Here is a 19,416-nt window from a genome sequence, read left to right as displayed (position 1 = left end):
GTCTGAAATAAAGCATCGGCAAATAGGGGCACCGATGCTTTATAGTATATTCTTTTTTTGCGTTCAGGGCAAGGGATTTTCCTCTTTTTCCTGTAAAATCCCCTCAAATTCGTGAAGAATACCGGACACGATATCCATGGCATCCAGGATTTCTTTTGGCCTGCGGCCTTTCAGGGAAACCAGGAAATAAGGCTGTCCCTCCATGCGCATAGTCATGGTGTTTTTGTATTTTTCCAGAACAGCAGGGAAACCTGACGCGTCCAGTTTCGCCCGCTCAAACATGGAAATCTTCACTTCTGCACCGTTCTGCTTGATCTCACGCACATAGACTTTGTGGGCAAGTGCCTTTAAGTTGGCGATCGCAAGCAGGTTCTGAACGGATTTTTGGGGTTCCCCGAATCGGTCCATAAGTTCTTCCAGCATATCCTCGTATTCTTCCTGGTTCTCTATGCCGGCAATGCGTTTGTAAATGTCCAGTTTCTGGTATTCGTTGGGAATGTACCGGGGTGGAATGAAAGCATCCATATCCAGGTCGATGGTTGTCTCGAACTCCTCCTGCTGTTTGATGCCTTTTGCCTCTTTTACCGCCTCGTTGAGCATTTTGCAGTAGAGGTCATATCCCACGGCTTCCATGTGGCCGTGCTGCTCCGCGCCCAGAAGGTTTCCGGCGCCGCGGATCTCCAGGTCCCGCATGGCTATCTTGAAGCCGCTGCCCAGTTCCGTAAACTCACGGATGGCATGAAGGCGCTTCTCTGCCACTTCCTTGAGCATTTTGTTCCGCTTGTACATAAGGAATGCATAGGCAGTCCGGTTGGAACGGCCCACACGTCCTCTGAGCTGGTAGAGCTGGGACAGACCCATCTGGTCCGCGTCGTGGATGATCATGGTGTTGGCGTTGGAAATATCCAGACCTGTCTCAATGATGGTGGTGGAGACAAGTACATCAATTTCACCGTTGATGAAGCCATACATGATCTTTTCCAGCTGATGCTCGTGCATCTGGCCGTGGGCAAACGCTACGTTGGCCTCCGGGACCAGTTTTGCCACGCGGTTGGTGATCTCATCTATATCGTTGACCCGGTTGTAGACGTAATAGACCTGACCGCCTCTGGCGATTTCCCGGCTGACTGCCTCCCGGACCATCTCCTCATTGTACTCCATAACATAGGTCTGAATGGGGGTTCTGTCCATAGGCGCCTCCTCTAAGACGCTCATGTCACGGATTCCGATCAGGCTCATGTGAAGGGTCCTTGGAATGGGGGTTGCCGTCAGGGTGAGCACATCCACGTTCTCTTTCAGACTCTTGATCTTCTCCTTGTGTGTCACACCAAAGCGCTGTTCCTCATCCACAATGAGAAGGCCCAAATCTTTGTATTTTACATCTTTTGAGAGGAGGCGGTGGGTGCCGATGACAATGTCCACCAGTCCCTTCTGCAGATCTGTTATGGTCTTCTTTTGCTCCGCCGGGGTTTTAAAACGGCAGAGCAGGTCTACACGAACGGGGAAATCCTTCATTCTCTGGATAAAGGTGTTATAGTGCTGCTGTGCCAGGATGGTGGTTGGGACAAGGTACACCACCTGTTTGCTCTCCTGAACTGCTTTGAACGCGGCCCGGATGGCAATCTCTGTCTTGCCGTATCCCACATCCCCGCAGACAAGGCGGTCCATGATCTTGCGGCTCTCCATGTCGTGTTTTGCAGCCTCTATGGCACTTAACTGGTCCTCTGTCTCTTCAAAGGGGAACATTTCCTCGAACTCCTTCTGCCAGACCGTGTCAGGACCGTACTGATAGCCGCTGTGGGATTGCCTGGCAGCGTAGAGTGCCACCAGATCCTTGGCAATATTCTTGACTGCCCCCCTTACCCTCGTCTTTGTCTTCTTCCACTCCTGCCCGCCCAGTTTGTTGAGTTTGGGCGCCTTTGCATCCGCCCCCGCGTATTTCTGCAGCATATCAAGCTGGGTTGCCAGGATGTAAAGGTTGCTTCTGCCTGAATACTCGATCTTGATATAATCCTTGACTATCTTATCAACCGTAACTTTCTCGATGCCGCGGTATATACCCAGGCCGTGGTTTTCATGGACTACATAGTCCCCCACATTCAGTTCGGAAAAACTCTGGATCTTCTTTCCGCTGTACTCGGTTTTCTTTCTGCGCTTTTTCTTCTCCTGTCCGAAGATATCGGTCTCGGTGATCAGCACAAATTTGATCAGGGGGTATTCAAAACCGCGTTTTGCATGACCGTAGGAAGTCATGATCTCACCGGGGGATATGGTCCTGTCCATGTCCTCCGTGTAAAAACTGCTGAGTCCTTCCTCCTGAAGGTCCTGGGCCAGCCTCTGTGCCCTTGTCCTGGAGCCGGACAGGAGAAGTACTTGGTATCCGTTTTTCTTCCAGTACTGCAGATCTTTTACCAGTAGCTCGAAGCTGTTGTTATAGGAATTCACGGACTTTGTGACTGTGCGGTACTGCCCGTTGACCTCCCAGTCCGCTTTCTGCTGTTCCATAGTGCAGAGGGACACGCAGTTCTTCCGGTTCAGACGGTAAACAACCTTCTTACAGCCGCACAAAAGGTCGGTCTGTCCTGCCAGGAGATATCCCTTTTCCAGACGGTTCTTCATGCTTTCCCGGAATTCAGCCTCCACAGCCTCCCCTTTTTCCAGAAGACGGTTTGTCTCATCCAGAAATACCAGGGTGCTGTCCTCATCAAAATAATCCAGAAAGGTCACAGGTTCTTTATAAAAATACCGGATGAAGTGTTCTGCGGCCGCAAAATCTTCAAACTCCTTCATGGCATTTACAGCTTCCTCCACCGTATTTTTCAGCCTGCCTGCCTCCTCTGTGAGAAATGCCTCCCGCAGCTTTTTCACAGAAGTATTCTTTTCCTTCTCTATGGCCTTTAATCCTTTTTCCAGGACCTCTTTGGTCAGTACCATCTCCGCTGCGGGATAGATGGTGATCTCCTCCAGATTTTCTATGGAGCGCTGGCTCTCTGTCTCAAAGCTTCGGATAGAATCAATCTCATCTCCCCAAAGCTCTATACGAATGGGATTCTCCTCCGTGAGAAGAAAGAGGTCCACAATGCCGCCCCGGATGGCAAACTGCCCCGGCGCCTCCACCTGTGCACTATACTCAAATCCCATGTTGATCAAATCTTTTTTCAGTCTGCCCAAATCCAGCACACTGTCATTTTTGAAATGCAGCACATGCTGTTCAATGACTGACAGCGGAAGCAGATAGTCCATACAGCCGCCCATGCTGGTGATGACTGTCACGCCCTTTTTCTGCAGTAGGGACGCGATCACCTGCATCCTCTGCTTTGTCAGCAGATTGCCGTGAATATCTGCCTGGAAGAAAATAAGATCCTTTGCAGGATAAAGAAGCACATCCCTGTCATAGAAACGGTAATCCTCGTAAAGTTCTTTTGCTTTCAGGTCATTCTCCGCAATAATAAGACAGTTGGCATTCTTTTGCTTTTCATCCTGCCTCATTCCCTCAAACAGGCCGTACATCACATGGGCTTTCTGGGACTCAATGCAGCCGGACAACTGCAGAACGCCCCTGTTTTTAGGGAGACGGCTCCTGATCTCCTGGTATTCATTTAGATTTAAAAGTGGCTGTATGACTGCTTGCATATCCCTCTCCTGTCACCTGCCGTTCAATATTTTCATACGGTCAGCGCCGTAAATGCGCAGACCTGCCAGGTAGTTACTGTATGTTTTTATCACTGCTTCTTCTTTGCATTATATTTGTTCATGGCAGCGTCTATGCCTTCCCCGAGGATTACTTCCACCGCATCTGCGGCCTCCTCTATGGCTTTATCCACCTCTTCCCTCTCCTTGGTGGAAAAACGGCCCAGCACATAATCAGCCAGATCCCAGCCTGCCGGTTTTGCACCCACACCTACCTTGACGCGGTAAAAATTCTGTGTGCCGATCTGGGAGATAATGCTTTTCATTCCGTTGTGGCCGCCGGCACTGCCCTTTTTTCTGATGCGTATCTGGCCCGGCTCCAGATCTATATCATCGTAAATGACGATCAGTTCTGTTTCCGGGTCCATTTTATAGTAGTTGATAAATTCCCGGACAGAATCTCCGCTCAGATTCATATAAGTAAGGGGTTTGGCCAGGATCACTTTTTCCCCGGCGATCATCCCTTTACCGTACATAGCCTTGTGCTGAATACCCGATCCGGGGATCCTGTGCCGGTCAACCAGCTCGTCTATGGTATCAAATCCCATATTGTGACGGGTTCTCTCGTACTGTTTTCCGGGGTTTCCAAGTCCTGCTATTAAATACATATGGTTCTCCTTAGGTGTTTTCCGGTTACTATTCACGGCTGTTATCCCGCGAGGTGTTTTTATGCGCTTGCGCATGAAAATCCCGAGGCAGCCAGCGCGATATGGGGCAAAATGCTCCATATCTGTGCATCGCGAAGCGTGTTACTGTTTACAGAACTGCGTTTTTTGCAGGGCTGTAAATAGTAACGTTTTCCGCCTGCAGTGATGGAAGAATCCTGGTTTTTAGTTGAAATATACCAGCTCATCTTTCAGGGGGTCTGTGCGCTCCACAGAAACGGCTGTGAGCACAGGTCCCACTTTGTTGTAAAAATCCATGTACTTATAATCTATTGCTGCCACAACCTTCACCCATTTTCCCGTTCTCAGGGCCCGGGCTTCGGGACTTTTGCATACATAACCGATAAATGTGGTGTCATCCGCGCAGCAGGTCATTGCCATACGGCCAGGTACAAACATATCTTTTTCAAATTCCCTGGATTTTAAAACCATGCCGGTGAAGGATACTTTTTTCCCTTTATACGTTTCAGGGTGGTCCATGGCATCAATAAACCAGATACCGTAGTCCTCATCCATGATCTCGATAATATCGGCATTTACGTCAAAAGGCATTTCATCCTCAAAGATATTTTCAATCTCGCCTTCCTCGTCCTCGAAGATGATCTCTGCCGCCTGGTTCACTACTTTAACACTTCTGCGGAAGGCTGCCAGAGGCATTCCCTGTTCACAGCGGTTGAAAAGGACCATGTCCGCATTTCTTATCATCTCCACAAAGAGGGATTTCATGTTATTCATATACACCTGGAAGGTGCCGGCATCCACAGTCACAATGTGCTGGACGATTCCCCAGCCCTTGGGCATATCCATTTCTTCCAGTTTGCTCAACTGCCACATGCCGTTGTATTCAATAATGATGCGGGCAGGATTGTAAAACGCATCGTATGCCACCAGCCGTTCCGGGGTCAAATCCTCCGGGTTTTCCAGGATCTCCACGGATGTCCTGCTCTTTTTCATGGCTTTTTCATCAAATTCTTCCTCCCCTTCCTCACAGAGAATGAGAAGTGTGGGGCCGTCTATCTGAAAATAATCCTGCTTAATGGTAAAATTCAGGAAAGAGGTCTTGCCGCTCTCCAAAAATCCTGCCATGAGGTAAATAGGTACTGTTATTTCATCCATATCTCCACATCCTTTCCCGGGCTTTATGCCAGTTTAAAAAGTTTTTCCAGGCTGCTTTCTTTCAACTTGGAGCCTATGACACAGATCCTTCCCGTGTATTCCGGTGAGCCTTCACGCACATCCGCCTCACCCGGCACCATGTCAAAATAAACCCAGCCTCCGTTTTTGCCTTCCACCATTCCTTTTGCCCTGAGGATCATGCCGTACTCCTCATCATCGGAAAGGGCCTCCAGGATCGTGCGGATTTCCTCTTCCGTATAAGTTTTGGCAGTCTCACGGCCCCAGCTTGTGAAGACTTCGTCCGCGTGATGGTGATGGTGGTCATGATGAGCATGGTCGTGGCCACAGCCGCATTCTCCGTCATGATGGTGCTCATGGCCGTCTTCTTCCCCGTGGTGATGTTCACAGCTACATTCTCCGTCATGATGATGCTCATGGCCGCCTTCTTCCCCGTGGTGATGCTCACAACCGCATGCTTCGTCATGGTGATGTCCATGGGCGCTTTCTGCTCCGTGGAGGTGCTCATGGCTGCTCTCGTCTCCATGATGATGCTCATGGCCGCCTTCTCCGTCATGATGGTGCTCATGGCCGCCTTCTCCGTCATGGTGATGCTCACAGCCGCACGTTTCCCCGTCATGATGTTCACAGCCGCACACTTCTCCGTGGTGGTGCTCATGGCTGCTCTCGTCTCCATGGTGATGCTCACAGCCGCATTCCCCGTCATGGTGGTGCTCATGGTCGTGGTGCCCGCCGCATACGGGGCAAACCTCCTCCTCCAGCAGTTCTTTCTCCAGAGAACGGTTATTTTCCATAGTATCCAGAATCTTCGCACCGGAAAGCTTTTCTATAGGGGTTGTGATAACTGCTGCGGACTTATTCAGGCCGCGGATCAACTGCAGGGCAGCGATCACCTTTTCCTCCGTGGACTTGTCTGTTCTGCTCAAGATAATGGTTCCCGCGTATTCAATCTGGTTGCTGAAAAATTCACCGAAATTCTTCATATACATTTTGCACTTCATAACATCCACAAGTGTTGTGAAGCTGTTAAGTTTTATGTCAACCTCTCCCTCCACTTTTTTCACTGCCTTGATCACGTCGGAAAGTTTTCCCACGCCTGAAGGCTCAATAATAATGCGGTCCGGCTGGTATTTCTGGATCACCTCTTTTAATGCCTCACCGAAATCCCCCACCAGGGAACAGCAGATACAGCCGGAATTCATCTCACGAATCTCAATCCCTGCCTCTTTCAAAAATCCGCCGTCAATGCCGATCTCACCAAACTCGTTTTCAATGAGCACCACCTGCTCACCGCTGTATGCCTCTTTCAGAAGCTTTTTGATCAATGTGGTCTTGCCTGCTCCCAAAAAACCTGAGAAAATGTCAATTTTTGTCATCTTTGTCTCATCCTTTCAAATCAAATTTTTATTTATATTCTGTCAGTATAACCGCCGTAAAGTCCGGATAACCATCCGGTGTCTCCCTGATTAGCTATAACACGGTAAAAGGGGACGAAAGTACCACTTCCGCCCCTGCTGTGCATGAATTTGTCCGAAACGCTTTTGCGCTTTTATCATATTATCATATATGAATAGAAATTGGCAAGAATTTTATTACTCTGCTCTCCGGGACATTTCTGCCCTTAGGGTAGAAAATACGTTTTACAAAAGCCCTGCCAGTACATTTGCAAGAGTATCCATATCAATCGGTTTTCCCACATGGGCATTCATACCTGACTCCAGAGCAGTACGCACGTCCTCTGAAAATGCATTGGCAGACATGGCCACAATTGGTATGCTCTTTGCCTGCGGATGGGCGGAGGCACGGATGTGTTTTGCTGCTTCATAGCCATTCATCACAGGCATCTGAATATCCATAAAAATGGCATCATAATAGTTCTCTTCCTTTTCTTCAAAGGCCTCAGCTCCGGCCTTCCCGTCCATTGCACATTCAACTGCAGCCCCGGCCAGCTCCAAAAGCTGGGATGCGATCTCCCGGTTCAGCTCATTGTCTTCCACCAAAAGAAAACGTCTGCCCGAAAAAATTTTCTGAGAAGCATGCTTCCGCTTATCCCCATCCTGCTTCCCAAAAAGCGATGCGATCTTTTGATATAAGGTACTTTTAAAAATAGGCCTCTGGATGACAGCATCCGGCTTTCCCTCACCATCAAAGGAACTGCTGTCCGCGCAGTCACTGGGCACAACAAAAAGGATCTTAGGCGCATTCCCGGCAACATCCCGTATCTGCCGTACCGCCTCCATGCCTCCCATTCCCGGAATATCCCTTTCCATAACGATCAAATCACAGGGCTTGTTCTGCGCATACTTCACCGCATCCTCACCGGTCAACACGTGCTCCGCTGACATGCCGTAACCCTTCAGATTGTTTAAGATAAATGCACCCTCCTCAGGGCGGCTGTCCACTGCCAGAACTTTCAGACCTTCCAATACTTCCAGATCACAGCTCCCCTCTGCATCCTCCTGTGCGATCTGAATCTCTGCCTCTATGGTAAAAACAGTTCCCTGCCCAATATTGCTTTTTACAGATATCTGTCCGCCCATTGCTTCTATTATATTTTTAGCGATGACCAGGCCAAGGCCCGTTCCCTCTATCTGATTCTGTCTGCTGTTGCTCTCCCGTTCAAAGGGCACAAAAATCCTGGTCAGAAATTCTTCGGAAATACCCACCCCTGTATCTGCAACCTCAAACCGAAACGCAGCATAACGGGAGTCTCTCTGAGGCAGCTCACGGATCGTAAATAAGATCTTTCCGCTGGCAGGCGTAAATTTACTTGCATTAGACAAGAGATTTAAAAATACCTGATTGAGGCGCATGGCATCCCCAACAAGATACTCATGCCGGACATTTCTTGTCTCCACCTCAAATGTCTGCTGTCTGGAACGGCACTGGGGCTGCAAAATGGCACAATCCCCCTGTATAAGTTCCGCCAGTGAAAACGGTTCCGAGGTAAGCGTCATCTTGCCGCTCTCGATCTTAGACATATCCAGCACATCATTGATTAAATTCAAAAGATGCTTTGATGAAATATCTATTTTATGCAGGCAATCCTCCACCTTGACCCTGTCTTCCATATTAGCCTCTGCCAGCTTTGTCATTCCCACGATTGCATTCATAGGGGTGCGGATATCATGGGACATATTAGAGAGGAACATACTCTTTGACGCATTCGCGTTTTCAGCCGCAGCTACGGCTGCATTAAGGTTTTCCTGTATCTCCTGTTCCTGGGTAACATCTGTGGCCGCAAAGATATATTTCGTATCTCCCATAAGGTTTACAGGCAGAGCCGTAATTTTTAACCACATCTGTTTATCAAGCAGATCATTGTATATGGGAAACACTTTCATAAGCTTGTCCGTGAGACGCTCTGTAAGAATATTGGAAAACGCTTTATAAAATTCACTCTCATTTTTCCTGTCAGGCTCTGAAAAAGCCTGAGGCATAATACCCAATACGGTTTCAACGTTCTCAAATGCATATTCCACACGGAGGGTCCGGGCGTCAACAATAAAAATGACGGTATCAATGTTCTGTGCAATAGCCTGATAGATATTCCGTATATAATCGTCATAATCCCTGGCTTTTTTATTCCGGTAAAGGACAAAGGCAAACAAAACGGACAGTGAAAATACAACTGCTATGACAATGGCAGCCCCCATATGCGCAGTCATACCCACAATGGCTGTCCCATCCTTTTCCACCATACTCAAAGGGATAACCGTCACAAAATACCATCCTTCCTTTTCCTGAAGCGGGATAAAGGAAAGAAACTGGGGTTCCTCCTCAAAGTCAAAGACAGCCGAGCCTTTTGCGCCGGACTGCAGCGCTTCTATGAACTGATTGACTGCCTCTGTTTTATTGCCTCCGTCCTTTAAGACATCCCTGATATTATCGTATATCTGAAGATAACTGAATCTCAGGGGCGCCAGTACGATCGAGCCGCTGGAATCCAGCACATAGCTGTAGCCCGCGTCGCTGTAAGTGGAACCGCCATATGCATTCTGCAGTGATTCCACCGGGTAGGCTTCATACACACCTCCCACGACCTGTCCGTTTTGATAGACCGGAGTCTGAAACAGCACTTGCCGCCTGCCCAGTTCCCCCAGAAACACATCGGATATCCCCTCTTCTCCCCGCAGTGCCCCTTCAAACAACTCTCTTTTTTCCTGTAATATATCCTCGTGACATCCCGTGTTTAAATAATTCCCCTCCATGTCCGAAACCCAAATACAGGAAGCTTTCCGCCTGTCCTTATATTCTTTCAGAAGGTTCTGACAGGAAAGCACGTCTTTTCCTTCTCCGAGACTGGATGACAAGGACTGCAGTGCCAGCATTTCAGAGTGGATCTTCTCATCCAAGTACTGCGCTTTGCTCACTGTCAGCTCCGTGATATTCTCTGTTGTGGTACTTCGCACCAGATTTCTGATAGAGCGCACACTATTCATGTTCACCCACACTGTAACAGCAATTACCAGAATAAGGCCGGTGCAGATAAGCAGGATCAAAGCTTTGGATATCCGTTGCTCCGCTTTCCTTTTCAAAATGCTTCCTCCTATTGCTTATATTTCTCAAGCTGTTCTTTCTGAATCCTGTTGTATTGGTCCGCAGCCTCCTGGTCTGTCATACCGTCCGCTATAGAAAGACACAACTCACGAACCGTATCCCAACACCCGAACTTCAACTGCATATCTTCTGCCGGGATCTGAACGCCTGACAAATATGTCTCATACGCAGGCCGCATCCGTTCGTTCCCAAGCTCAAACTCAACATTCTCATATACAGGCAGCAGCACATCCCCGTTCTTTACGCTTTCCCGGTAGTAGTCATCGGATAAATAGGTCACAAAATCCAGGGCATCCTCCAGGTATTCACTTTCCGGGTTCACGCAGAGCCTGGATACTACAGAGGTCAATAATACCGTTCCCCCGGGGACCGGCACTCCCTGAACCTGGTAATCAAGCTTAGGATTCGTCTCCTCCACCCAGGGGATATATTCCAGAGGGCCGAAATAGAATGCGGTCCTGCCTGAAGCAAAATCAGGGATATCCTGTTCTCCCGCCCGAAGCGCATCCACCGCTTTTCCGTTCACGCCATCCCCATACCAGCCTTTCTGGACTGCTTCCCGGAACATCCCAAACCCCTCCAGCATATAGTCTCCGATCTGCAGTTCTCCAGTATTCAGCTTCTCTATCTGTTCCGGATGATCTGATGCGTTGTAAAGTTTATACAGTCCGTTGGCTATGGTTGGAACGGCTGTGGCATGCCAGCGGCTGAGGCTTATGGGGGTTTGGCCCTGCTCTTTCATGGTCTCACAGCAGGTGTTAAAATCCTCCAGATCCTTTGGGGGTGTCAGCCCATACTTTTCCAGCACGTCTAAGTTTACATACAAGGCATAGGCTGTCATATTCATGGGGATACAATACGCTATGTCTCCGATCACTGCTTCGGATTTCGCGTTGGCGTTTAATTTTTCAAACGCCGGCAGAGCGGACAGATCGTAAAAATGATCCTTAGAGTAGAGAGGCTTCACACTGTCTTCATTCACAATAAACACATCATCTCCGGCTCCTGCGTCCAGACGCTCTTCCAGATATCTGTCATAGCCGTCTGCTGTGGCAATCCCTTCAAATACTAATTTGGAACTATGCTCCCCATTGTAACGGTCGATCATCTCTCTATAAGATACCGCGCCGCTTGATTTACCTTCTACAGGAGCAAAAAACGTCAGTATCCTCTCCTCCCGCACTTGGCCCGCATCATCCTGCACCGTAACCTGGTTTCCTAAATTATCGGAACCGGCCTGGCATCCGCTCAAAAACCCGGCACACAGAAATGCGGCAGCATAGAGTGAAACCCGTTTACACTTCCTCATGTATGTTCCCCCTAAAATGGTACTTTTCTTAAATTCCAGTATATGTATGTGTTTATTATACAGCTAACTCATTTACTATACAAACGAAATCTACCTGACTGCCGTCAAAGATAAGGAGGACAGTGCAGGCATAAACCCGTCACTGTCCTCCTTATCTTACAGGCATCTCTGTCAACGCCTGATCTCCTCCACAACTGAATCTTTCAAAACCGCTCTAACCGGCATTGCCACTGCCGCCATACTAAGCAGGATATTCACCGCCGTAAGCCCCAAAATAAGCCACACCGATACCTCCTCCTCAGGCAGGACAAAAAGGTAAACCTTCTGCACGGAGGATACCATATCGCGCTAACTGCCTCGGGATTTTCATGCTTTCGGCATGAAAACGCCTCCCGGTACAGTGGCCTGTGTACAGTAACATGGAGTATACTCCATGAAATCCTTCTTTTTGCTTGTTGACATTGGTTTTACAGGCTATGATAGTCTTAATTCATCAAAAGCTGAAACATTCTGTGACGATAAAGGAATGAAAGCGTTACGGATTTTCAGTAAGAATGGAGGAAAAAGATTTATGAACGCAAAAAAGAAAGTAAAGAAAGAGCCTACCTTGTTTCTGGCTCTGACCCCGGTGGTGCTGACTGTCATCATCCTGATCTTTTCCGTGTCTGTGCTGAAGGTGGATGTACAGGTTCCGCTTATTCTCGGTACCTGCATCACAGCCTTTATCGCTATCGTATTTATGGGTTACACCTGGCAGGACCTGGAGGACGGGGCTATTGAATCCCTGAAGAGTATCATGCAGGCCGTCCTGCTGCTGATCATCATCGGCGCTACCATCGGAACCTGGATCGTAGGCGGTATTGTCCCTGCCCTTGTATACTATGGACTGCAGATCCTCACCCCTGCCTTCTTCCTGGTGGCCTGCATGATCCTGTGCAGTATTGTCTCCCTGGCTGCAGGGGGTTCCTGGGCAACTGTGGGAACCATCGGCATTGCGCTTGTGGGAATCGCCAAGGGTCTGGATATCCCCGTAGGTCTGGCAGGGGGTGCCATCATCTCAGGCGCCTACTTCGGTGATAAAATGTCTCCCCTCTCTGACACCACGAACCTGGCTGCTGCCATTGCCGGCGCCAAACTCACGGACCACATCAAACATATGATGTACACCACCGTTCTTGCCTATGGCATCTCCATTGTGGGCTTCGGTGTCATCGGCTTCCGCTTTGCCGGACAGGAACTGGACCATGGTCAGATCAACGGCATTTTAGATGCCCTGGCTTCCAACTATAACATCACCCCCTGGCTGCTTTTGGTCCCGGTCATTGTAATCGTACTCATTGCCCTGAAAGTCCCGGCCATTCCCGGCCTCTTTGCGGGGACCGTGCTTGGGATAATCTGCGGTGTTGTTTTCCAGCACCAGGACTTATCCATTGTTTTCAATGCAGTACAGAACGGTGTCGTGGTTGAGACAGGTCATGCCATGGTAGATGAGCTTCTCACAAGAGGCGGTCTGATGAGCATGATGTGGACGGTTTCCCTGATCATCTGCGCCCTGTCCTTCGGCGGGATCCTGGAGTGCACAGGCATGATGAGCGTCATTGCCAACAAGCTGCTGGAATTTGCCAAGAACACCGGATCACTGGTGCTGGTGACCATTATATCCGCCCTGTTCTGCAATGTTCTTTTGGGCGACCACTGTATCGCCATTGCCATTCCCGGCAGAATGTTCAAGGACGAATACAGAAAGCGGGGACTGGCCCCCAGAAATCTTTCCCGTGTACTGGAGGATGCAGGAACCGTGACTTCTCCTCTTATTCCCTGGAACACCTGCGGTGCCACCATGTCCGGATTTTTAGGGGTACCCACGCTGGCTTATCTGCCGTACTGCTTCTTTAATATCCTTTGTCCCATTGTCTCAGCCATCTTCGGCTTTACAGGGCTGACCATCATGAAACTGGAAGATGACCCGTCCTCAGACCGGTATGTGGAAAAAAAGAAACACCTTGTAAAAGAATAAAAATAGTTTGTTTTCTGGAGGAACCTTATGAAAAAGCTTAACCGGGACCATGTGATCTATACAATGAGCGGACAGCATGCTCCTGTTCTCACCATAAAAGACGGGGAAACCGTCACTGTACATACTTACGACTGTTTCAGGGACAGACTGGTCCCGGAGGACAGTTCCTTTGATTCACTGCGCTTCGACGAACTGAATCCTGCCACCGGCCCCATTTTCGTGGACGGGGCGGAGCCGGGGGATACCCTGAAGGCGGAGATCCTGAAGATTTCCCTGGCTGATATGGGCGTCACGGAAATCGATCCCGACTTTGGCTGCCTTGCCCGCCTGGTAAAAGCTCCTGCCTTCAAGCGTCTCCCCGTAGAAGACGGAAAGATCCGCTTCAGCTCCCGGCTTTCCCTGGACCAAAAGCCTATGATCGGAGTCATCGGTGTGGCCCCCGCCGATGGGGAAATCCCCACGGATACACCGGACACCCACGGGGGCAACATGGACTGCACCCAGATTGGGGAGGGTGCCAGTGTGTATTTTCCCGTATGTGCCAAGGGTGCGCTTTTATCCCTGGGAGACCTGCACGCCTGCATGGGCGATGGGGAGATTGGCGGGTGCGGTGTGGAGATCGCAGGTGAAGTGACCTTAAAACTCACCGTCATTCCCGGCTGCAGGAAGCCCTATCCGGTTGTTGTCACGGACAGCCTGGTCATGGCTGTGGCATCCTGCAAAACAGTGGACCAGGCCTGGGAAAAAGCAGTGGAATACCTGCATGATTATATGGTGACTGAGACGGAGCTGACCTCCGATGAGGCCATTATGCTGCAGTCTATCGCTGCAGACCTGTCCATCTGCCAAACCGTAAATCCCAACAAAACGGTACGCATGTCCATTCCTCTGAAGTATCTGGAGGCATACGGCTACCGACAGAAATAATCTGCTTGCCAAAGCATTTCCCTCTCTTGTATACTAGATGTAACGTAACTTTTCAGTGCTTTCACGGTTACGGTATATCAGCATTTGCAAGGGAGGGATTTTTTTGGAGTATCTGAAGAAAGCAAAGCCTGTGGATGGCCGGAGACAGCAGGATCTGGAGGCTGAAGTACACGCCATTATCAGCGATGTAGCTGTGCGGGGAGACGAGGCTTTGATCGAATATAATACGCAGTTTGACGGAAATACCCGCACCGGTCTGCGTATTTCCCCTGAAGAGATCAGGCGTGCCTATGAACTTACTTCCCCTGCACTGATCGAGGACCTGAAAACCGCAGCACAGCGGCTGGAGGATTTTGCAGTAAAGCAGAAAGCTTCCCTGCACGGGTTTACTGACTATGAGATATCACCCGGCATTTTTCTTGGGCAGAATATCATTCCTGTTGATTCCTGCTGCTGTTATGTCCCCGGCGGCGGATATCCTTTGTATTCCACTGCCCTTATGATGGGCATTACTGCCCGGACAGCCGGCGTGAGAAGGATTGCCATGTGCACGCCTGCCGTCAACGGCACTGACAGTGTTCATCCTTCCACCCTGGTAGCCATGGATATTGCCGGGATCCATGAAATATATGCTCTGAGCGGTGCCCATGCCATTGCGGCGTTTGCATGCGGAACCAAGCAGATCCAGCCTGTTGATATGATCGTAGGCCCGGGCAACCAGTATGTGACTGAAGCCAAACGCCAGTGTTACGGGCGTATCGGCATTGATTTTCTGGCCGGTCCCAGCGAGATCCTGGTGATCGCTGACAGAAACGCCGACCCATCCTGTATCGCTGCAGACCTTCTCTCCGAATCGGAACACGATCCCCAGGCCATCGCCCGCCTGATCACCACGGACAGGGAGCTTGGTCTTGAGGTTATCCGTCAGGTGGAAAAACAGCTTCCCGAGCTGGAGACAGAGGACATCGCATCCGCCTCCTGGAATGCGTGCGGCGAAGTCATACTGGCGGATTCCCTGGAGGATGCCTGCAGGCTTGCCAATGCTTTTGCACCGGAACATCTGGTGCTGCAGTTCGATGACGCTTTGGCATATACGGATCATTTTAAAAATTATGGCTCCCTGTTTATCGGGAAATACTCGGCGGTTGTGTACAGCGACTATGTAAACGGCATCAACCATACCCTTCCCACGGGAAAAGCAGCCCGTTACAGTGGGGGAGTCTGGATCGGCACATTTTCCAGAGTCTGCACAACACAGCGCCTTACAAAAGAGGCGGCGCAGCAGATTTCGGGTCTGGCCTCCCATCTGGCAGAAGGCGAAGGATTTCCCGGTCATGCAAATGCGGCATCTATCCGGATGAAGACATGAGAGGAGCAGCAGAATGCGTTTTGAAAGGGCAATACCCGGATGATTTGCTTCCGTGTATTGCCCTGTTACGTTATTTGCGCAATGCTGCAATATTGTTCTGTCCGTCTATGCGTCTTCTTTTCTGCTCTCGTACATCAAAAGCCGGTTTTCTTTTCCCACTTCCACCGGGCAGTCAATGATCCGCTCCTTTATCAGTGCATATCCGTTTTCTTTCATTTCCTCAAGAAACTGCATCTTATCAAACTGCCTTTCCCCGGCTTTTCCGGAAAAATAGCAGCCTGTTATCTCTGCGTCTCTCTTCAGGTATTTGAATATCTGCCTATGCATAGATTCTCCCCTTGCCTTCTCCCTGTAATTAGAGCTGAAATAGTCGATCAGCAAATCCACGCTTTCCTTTTTCAGGGGGTAATCTCCGCTGCCATCTGCCAGATAAAGGATATCCAGGTCCAGTTTCAGATACTCGATCCTCTCCTTATACATCCTGAGTACCTGGGGGTAACGGTCTGTGATAATAAACAGCACATGGTTCTCTATCTTTCTGAAATGTGTATATAAATAGAAAAATTCGTTGATATCCGTCTCCATAACCACCCTGTCATAGAGCTGCAGCCCGGAAACACGGTGCAGGAGAAAGTTATAGCTCCTCTGCAGCATGGTCACCACGGATGCGGGAAGATCCTTGTATTTTTCACGTTCCAAGTCCGCACCCCCGTCCGCTTCATCCGCCGCACCGGGAGAAAGAACGATCCCATCCCTGATTTCCAGCGCATATCCGCAGGCGCAGGCCAGTTTTCCGTTATAAATATATCTGCTGTTCATCTGCACCTGCTCCACAGCAAACGCCTCCCCGCAGAAAGGACAGCGCAGATATTCCAGAGCCTTCAACGGAACCCCTACCAGAACCTTGTCCCCCGCAGTCTCAATGGTGAAGGATTTTTCTTCCTCCTCTATACGGGCAATTTCATCCTTTATGTTCTCTATGTCCTCACGCAGAGATTTCTTCTTTTTATCCAGAAGGATCAGGTACTCGGCAATCTCCTGGGGTTCTACCCAGTTGGAGGTACGCCTGAGGGACAAAACTTTCTGGATCTCTTTTAACAGGAATCCCATTTCCTTCAGCTTGTGTATCCAGCGGATATCTTCAATGCTGTCCTCACTGAAATCATACAGATTCCCATGCCTTCCGGGAACTAAGAGGCCCAGCTCCATGTAATAGCGGATTGTATCCTGAGATATATGCAGTAATCTTGAAACTTCACCTATTTTGATACAACCTCACCTCTCTTCCCATTTGGCTCGTTGCGCCCATTATATTGGAAACTGCGTTCCCAATCTCTTGCAGTCGCCAAATGTGAGCGAGCTCCCACTTGGCTCGTTGCGCCCATTATATTGGAAACTACGTTCCCAATCTCCTGCAGTCGCCAAATGTGAGCGAGCTCCCACTTGGCTCGTTGCGCCCATTATATCAACAAAAACGGACATTTTCAACGAAATGATTTGTTTTTCCGGGAAAGTGTGATAGAATGTAGCTTGAAACAGCAGCATGTCATTTTGAGTTTATGTATGAACTCTGAATGCGATTGAATTACGGAAAAAAGGGGATTTTTACCATGTATAGTTTTCAGAATGATTACAGTGAAGGAGCGCATCCAAACATACTCAGGGCGCTGGAAACCATCAATTATCACCAGAACAATTCATACGGGCTGGATGAACACAGTGACAATGCAAGGGAATTGATTCAGGAAGCACTTGAGGATTACAGCGTGGACATTCACTTCATCGCCGGCGGGACTCTCACAAACCTGACTTTTATCTCCCACATCCTGCGGCCTTATGAAGCTGTTTTAAGTGCTGATACCGGTCATATCAACACTCACGAGACCGGAGCCATTGAATCTACGGGACATAAGGTTTTTTCCATTCCCACAGATGATGGAAAACTGACACCGGACCTCATCCGCCCAGTCTTAAAACTACATGAGAATGAACACTGGGTGGAACCTCGCCTGGTTTATATATCAAATCCCACAGAAGTGGGTACTGTTTACACCAAAGAAGAACTGGAAACCCTGTACGCCTTCTGCAAACGCCACGACCTGTATCTGTACATGGACGGTGCGCGCCTTTCCATGGCTATGGCTGTGGAGGAGACACACCTGACCTTCCCGGACCTGCCGGATCTATGTGATGCTTTTTACATTGGCGGAACAAAGGTGGGGGCCATGTTCGGAGAAGCTCTGGTGATCGTAAAAGAGGAATTTAAGGATCATTTCCGTTTTAATATGAAACAGCACGGAGCCATCCTGGCAAAAGGCTGGATGATGGGCGTACAGTTTGAAGAACTGTTTAAGGACGGGCTGTATCTGGAACTTGGACGAAAGGGTGTTGCCATGGCTCAGGTCCTGAAGGACGTGTTTGAAAAAGCGGACATTCCGCTTCTGGCACCTGCACCTACCAACCAGGTATTTCCTATCTTCCCGGATGCCTTGGCGGAAGCCGTAAATGAAAGATTCCTGACCACCTTCCAGTGTAAGCCTGACGCGGAACATACCTGCCTCAGATTCTGTACTTCCTGGGCGACCAGCGAGGAGGCTGTCAGAGATTTTGCTTCGGAATTTGAGGATTTGGCGGCCAAATTCAACAGGTAATATCCGAACCATAATGTGTTTGAAACTTCATGTAAAGGCATTCCGGAAGATTTTCATCCAGAATGCCTTTTCTTTGTACAGGAGATCCACTATGAAGATCCATCCAGCGGTTAATGATAACTTAAAAGAGCGGGCCGCTCACGGAAGCCATGAATTTCCCATTCAGGTATACCAGGACATGGAATACTGCGAGAACGGCCTGATCCTCTACAATCACTGGCATGAGGAGGCCGAAATTCTTTTTGTGACGGACGGCATAATGGAACTGGTGGTAGACGGGATTTCAATTCTTGCGGGAAAAGATACGGTTGTCCTCATACCGCCAAATCAGCTTCACGTTGCCTATCAGTACAGGAACCAAAAATGCCGTTTTTCCTCCATCGTGTTCCATCCTGACTTTATTTCCAGCAAAAATCAGGACATTATCCAGGCCGAACAGTTAAGTCCTTTCTTTGAGAACAGTTTTGTCTCCTCCTATGTCATGTATGGCACAGATTTAAAATGTGAAGCTGTACAGCATCTCCTCAGAGAACTGACAAAAAGCTATTTTGCCTCCCACCCTTACCGTGAGCTATTGATCAAGGGATATCTTTACCAGATTTTGTTCCACCTTCTGATCAAAGAAGAAAAACATAATGTCAAATCCACCTCTGACTACATAAATGAGGAACGGAAAAAGAAGATTTTAAGATACATTGACGAAAACTACCAGAATCCCTTAAACCTTGACGCACTTGCCGGTTCCGTCTCCCTGAGCCGGGAGCAGTTCTGCCGTTTTTTCAAGAAGTCCTTCCGCTCCACCCCCATTTCCTACTTAAACCGCTACCGCCTGAACCGCTCCATGGCACTGTTAAGGGAAACCAGTCTTCCGGTCATTGATATTGCCATTGCTGTGGGATTTGACAGCAGCAACTACTTTGCCATCTCTTTCAGAAAGGCCACGGGAATGACGCCCAGCCAATTCAGAAACATGACATGATTTTAATATGATCTGACATCATCCTAGATGTTTTTTTCCTCTGATAATCTTATAATACTGGAAAATGCACGGCGGCCGGCAGTGTCCGGCTCCCAGACTTTTATTCATCTATTTA

12 protein-coding genes are annotated in these 19,416 nt (G+C 49.1%); 5 read left to right on the top strand and 7 right to left on the bottom strand.

Annotation, left to right across the window (positions count from 1 at the left end; all coding sequences use genetic code 11):
- Positions 1-63: 63 nt before the first annotated feature.
- The 6 genes from mfd to CI595_RS16055 form a co-directional block, all read right to left on the bottom strand.
- Positions 64-3,633 carry a transcription-repair coupling factor gene (gene mfd, locus CI595_RS16080; RefSeq protein WP_095174643.1) on the bottom strand — a complete coding sequence of 1,190 codons (3,570 nt, stop codon included), beginning with the start codon at positions 3,631-3,633 and terminating at the stop codon, positions 64-66.
- A gap of 89 nt (positions 3,634-3,722) precedes the next feature.
- The gene (pth, locus tag CI595_RS16075; protein ID WP_095174642.1) at positions 3,723-4,298 is read right to left on the bottom strand and encodes an aminoacyl-tRNA hydrolase; all 576 of its coding nucleotides are present in this window, start codon (positions 4,296-4,298) and stop codon (positions 3,723-3,725) included.
- 222 nt (positions 4,299-4,520) lie between these two features.
- Complete coding sequence (locus CI595_RS16070; protein WP_095174641.1) at positions 4,521-5,471, bottom strand: TIGR03943 family putative permease subunit; 951 nt, start codon at positions 5,469-5,471, stop codon at positions 4,521-4,523.
- A gap of 23 nt (positions 5,472-5,494) precedes the next feature.
- The gene (locus CI595_RS16065; protein ID WP_095174640.1) at positions 5,495-6,865 is read right to left on the bottom strand and encodes a GTP-binding protein; all 1,371 of its coding nucleotides are present in this window, start codon (positions 6,863-6,865) and stop codon (positions 5,495-5,497) included.
- A 264-nt stretch (positions 6,866-7,129) separates the two neighbouring features.
- Complete coding sequence (locus tag CI595_RS16060) at positions 7,130-10,027, bottom strand: response regulator (RefSeq protein ID WP_095174639.1); 2,898 nt, start codon at positions 10,025-10,027, stop codon at positions 7,130-7,132.
- Between the two features lie 11 nt (positions 10,028-10,038).
- Positions 10,039-11,358, bottom strand: a complete 1,320-nt coding sequence (locus CI595_RS16055; protein ID WP_095174638.1) for an ABC transporter substrate-binding protein — start codon at positions 11,356-11,358, stop codon at positions 10,039-10,041.
- Positions 11,359-11,929: 571 nt separating this feature from the next.
- On the opposite strand from CI595_RS16055, the gene nhaC reads away from it, so the two are divergent.
- From nhaC to hisD, 3 genes are all read left to right on the top strand, one after another.
- Positions 11,930-13,375 (top strand): Na+/H+ antiporter NhaC, encoded by a 1,446-nt coding sequence (nhaC, locus tag CI595_RS16050; RefSeq protein WP_095174748.1) that lies wholly within the window; start codon positions 11,930-11,932, stop codon positions 13,373-13,375.
- A gap of 27 nt (positions 13,376-13,402) precedes the next feature.
- Positions 13,403-14,302 carry an acetamidase/formamidase family protein gene (locus CI595_RS16045; RefSeq protein WP_095174637.1) on the top strand — a complete coding sequence of 300 codons (900 nt, stop codon included), beginning with the start codon at positions 13,403-13,405 and terminating at the stop codon, positions 14,300-14,302.
- Positions 14,303-14,405: 103 nt separating this feature from the next.
- Positions 14,406-15,671 carry a histidinol dehydrogenase gene (gene hisD, locus CI595_RS16040; RefSeq protein WP_095174636.1) on the top strand — a complete coding sequence of 422 codons (1,266 nt, stop codon included), beginning with the start codon at positions 14,406-14,408 and terminating at the stop codon, positions 15,669-15,671.
- A gap of 105 nt (positions 15,672-15,776) precedes the next feature.
- On the opposite strand, the gene CI595_RS16035 is transcribed toward hisD, so the two are convergent.
- Entirely contained in the window at positions 15,777-16,934 is a 1,158-nt protein-coding gene (locus tag CI595_RS16035) for a MerR family transcriptional regulator (RefSeq protein ID WP_279233388.1), read from the bottom strand.
- A 347-nt stretch (positions 16,935-17,281) separates the two neighbouring features.
- Here CI595_RS16035 and CI595_RS16030 point away from each other — a divergent pair, with 347 nt between their 5' ends.
- Together CI595_RS16030 and CI595_RS16025 are read left to right on the top strand one after the other, a co-directional pair.
- Positions 17,282-18,322 (top strand): threonine aldolase family protein, encoded by a 1,041-nt coding sequence (locus CI595_RS16030; protein WP_095174634.1) that lies wholly within the window; start codon positions 17,282-17,284, stop codon positions 18,320-18,322.
- 91 nt (positions 18,323-18,413) lie between these two features.
- Complete coding sequence (locus tag CI595_RS16025; protein WP_158661495.1) at positions 18,414-19,301, top strand: AraC family transcriptional regulator; 888 nt, start codon at positions 18,414-18,416, stop codon at positions 19,299-19,301.
- The last annotated feature ends 115 nt before the right edge of the window (positions 19,302-19,416 follow it).

Source organism: Blautia hominis (assembly GCA_002270465.1).
In the GTDB taxonomy this organism is placed as follows: domain Bacteria; phylum Bacillota; class Clostridia; order Lachnospirales; family Lachnospiraceae; genus Blautia; species Blautia hominis.
Note: the sequence above shows the minus strand (reverse complement) of the source record. Positions and strands in the feature narration are given on the sequence as shown.

Bases quoted from the DNA above. Each gene is read 5' to 3' on its own strand.
- pth (WP_095174642.1), bottom strand. From the start codon at position 4,298: ATGTATTTAATAGCAGGACTTGGAAACCCCGGAAAACAGTACGAGAGA.
- CI595_RS16055 (WP_095174638.1), bottom strand. From the start codon at position 11,358: ATGAGGAAGTGTAAACGGGTTTCACTCTATGCTGCCGCATTTCTGTGT.
- CI595_RS16065 (WP_095174640.1), bottom strand. From the start codon at position 6,865: ATGACAAAAATTGACATTTTCTCAGGTTTTTTGGGAGCAGGCAAGACC.
- nhaC (WP_095174748.1), top strand. From the start codon at position 11,930: ATGAACGCAAAAAAGAAAGTAAAGAAAGAGCCTACCTTGTTTCTGGCT.
- CI595_RS16070 (WP_095174641.1), bottom strand. From the start codon at position 5,471: ATGGATGAAATAACAGTACCTATTTACCTCATGGCAGGATTTTTGGAG.
- CI595_RS16045 (WP_095174637.1), top strand. From the start codon at position 13,403: ATGAAAAAGCTTAACCGGGACCATGTGATCTATACAATGAGCGGACAG.
- CI595_RS16025 (WP_158661495.1), top strand. From the start codon at position 18,414: ATGAAGATCCATCCAGCGGTTAATGATAACTTAAAAGAGCGGGCCGCT.
- CI595_RS16030 (WP_095174634.1), top strand. From the start codon at position 17,282: ATGTATAGTTTTCAGAATGATTACAGTGAAGGAGCGCATCCAAACATA.
- mfd (WP_095174643.1), bottom strand. From the start codon at position 3,633: ATGCAAGCAGTCATACAGCCACTTTTAAATCTAAATGAATACCAGGAG.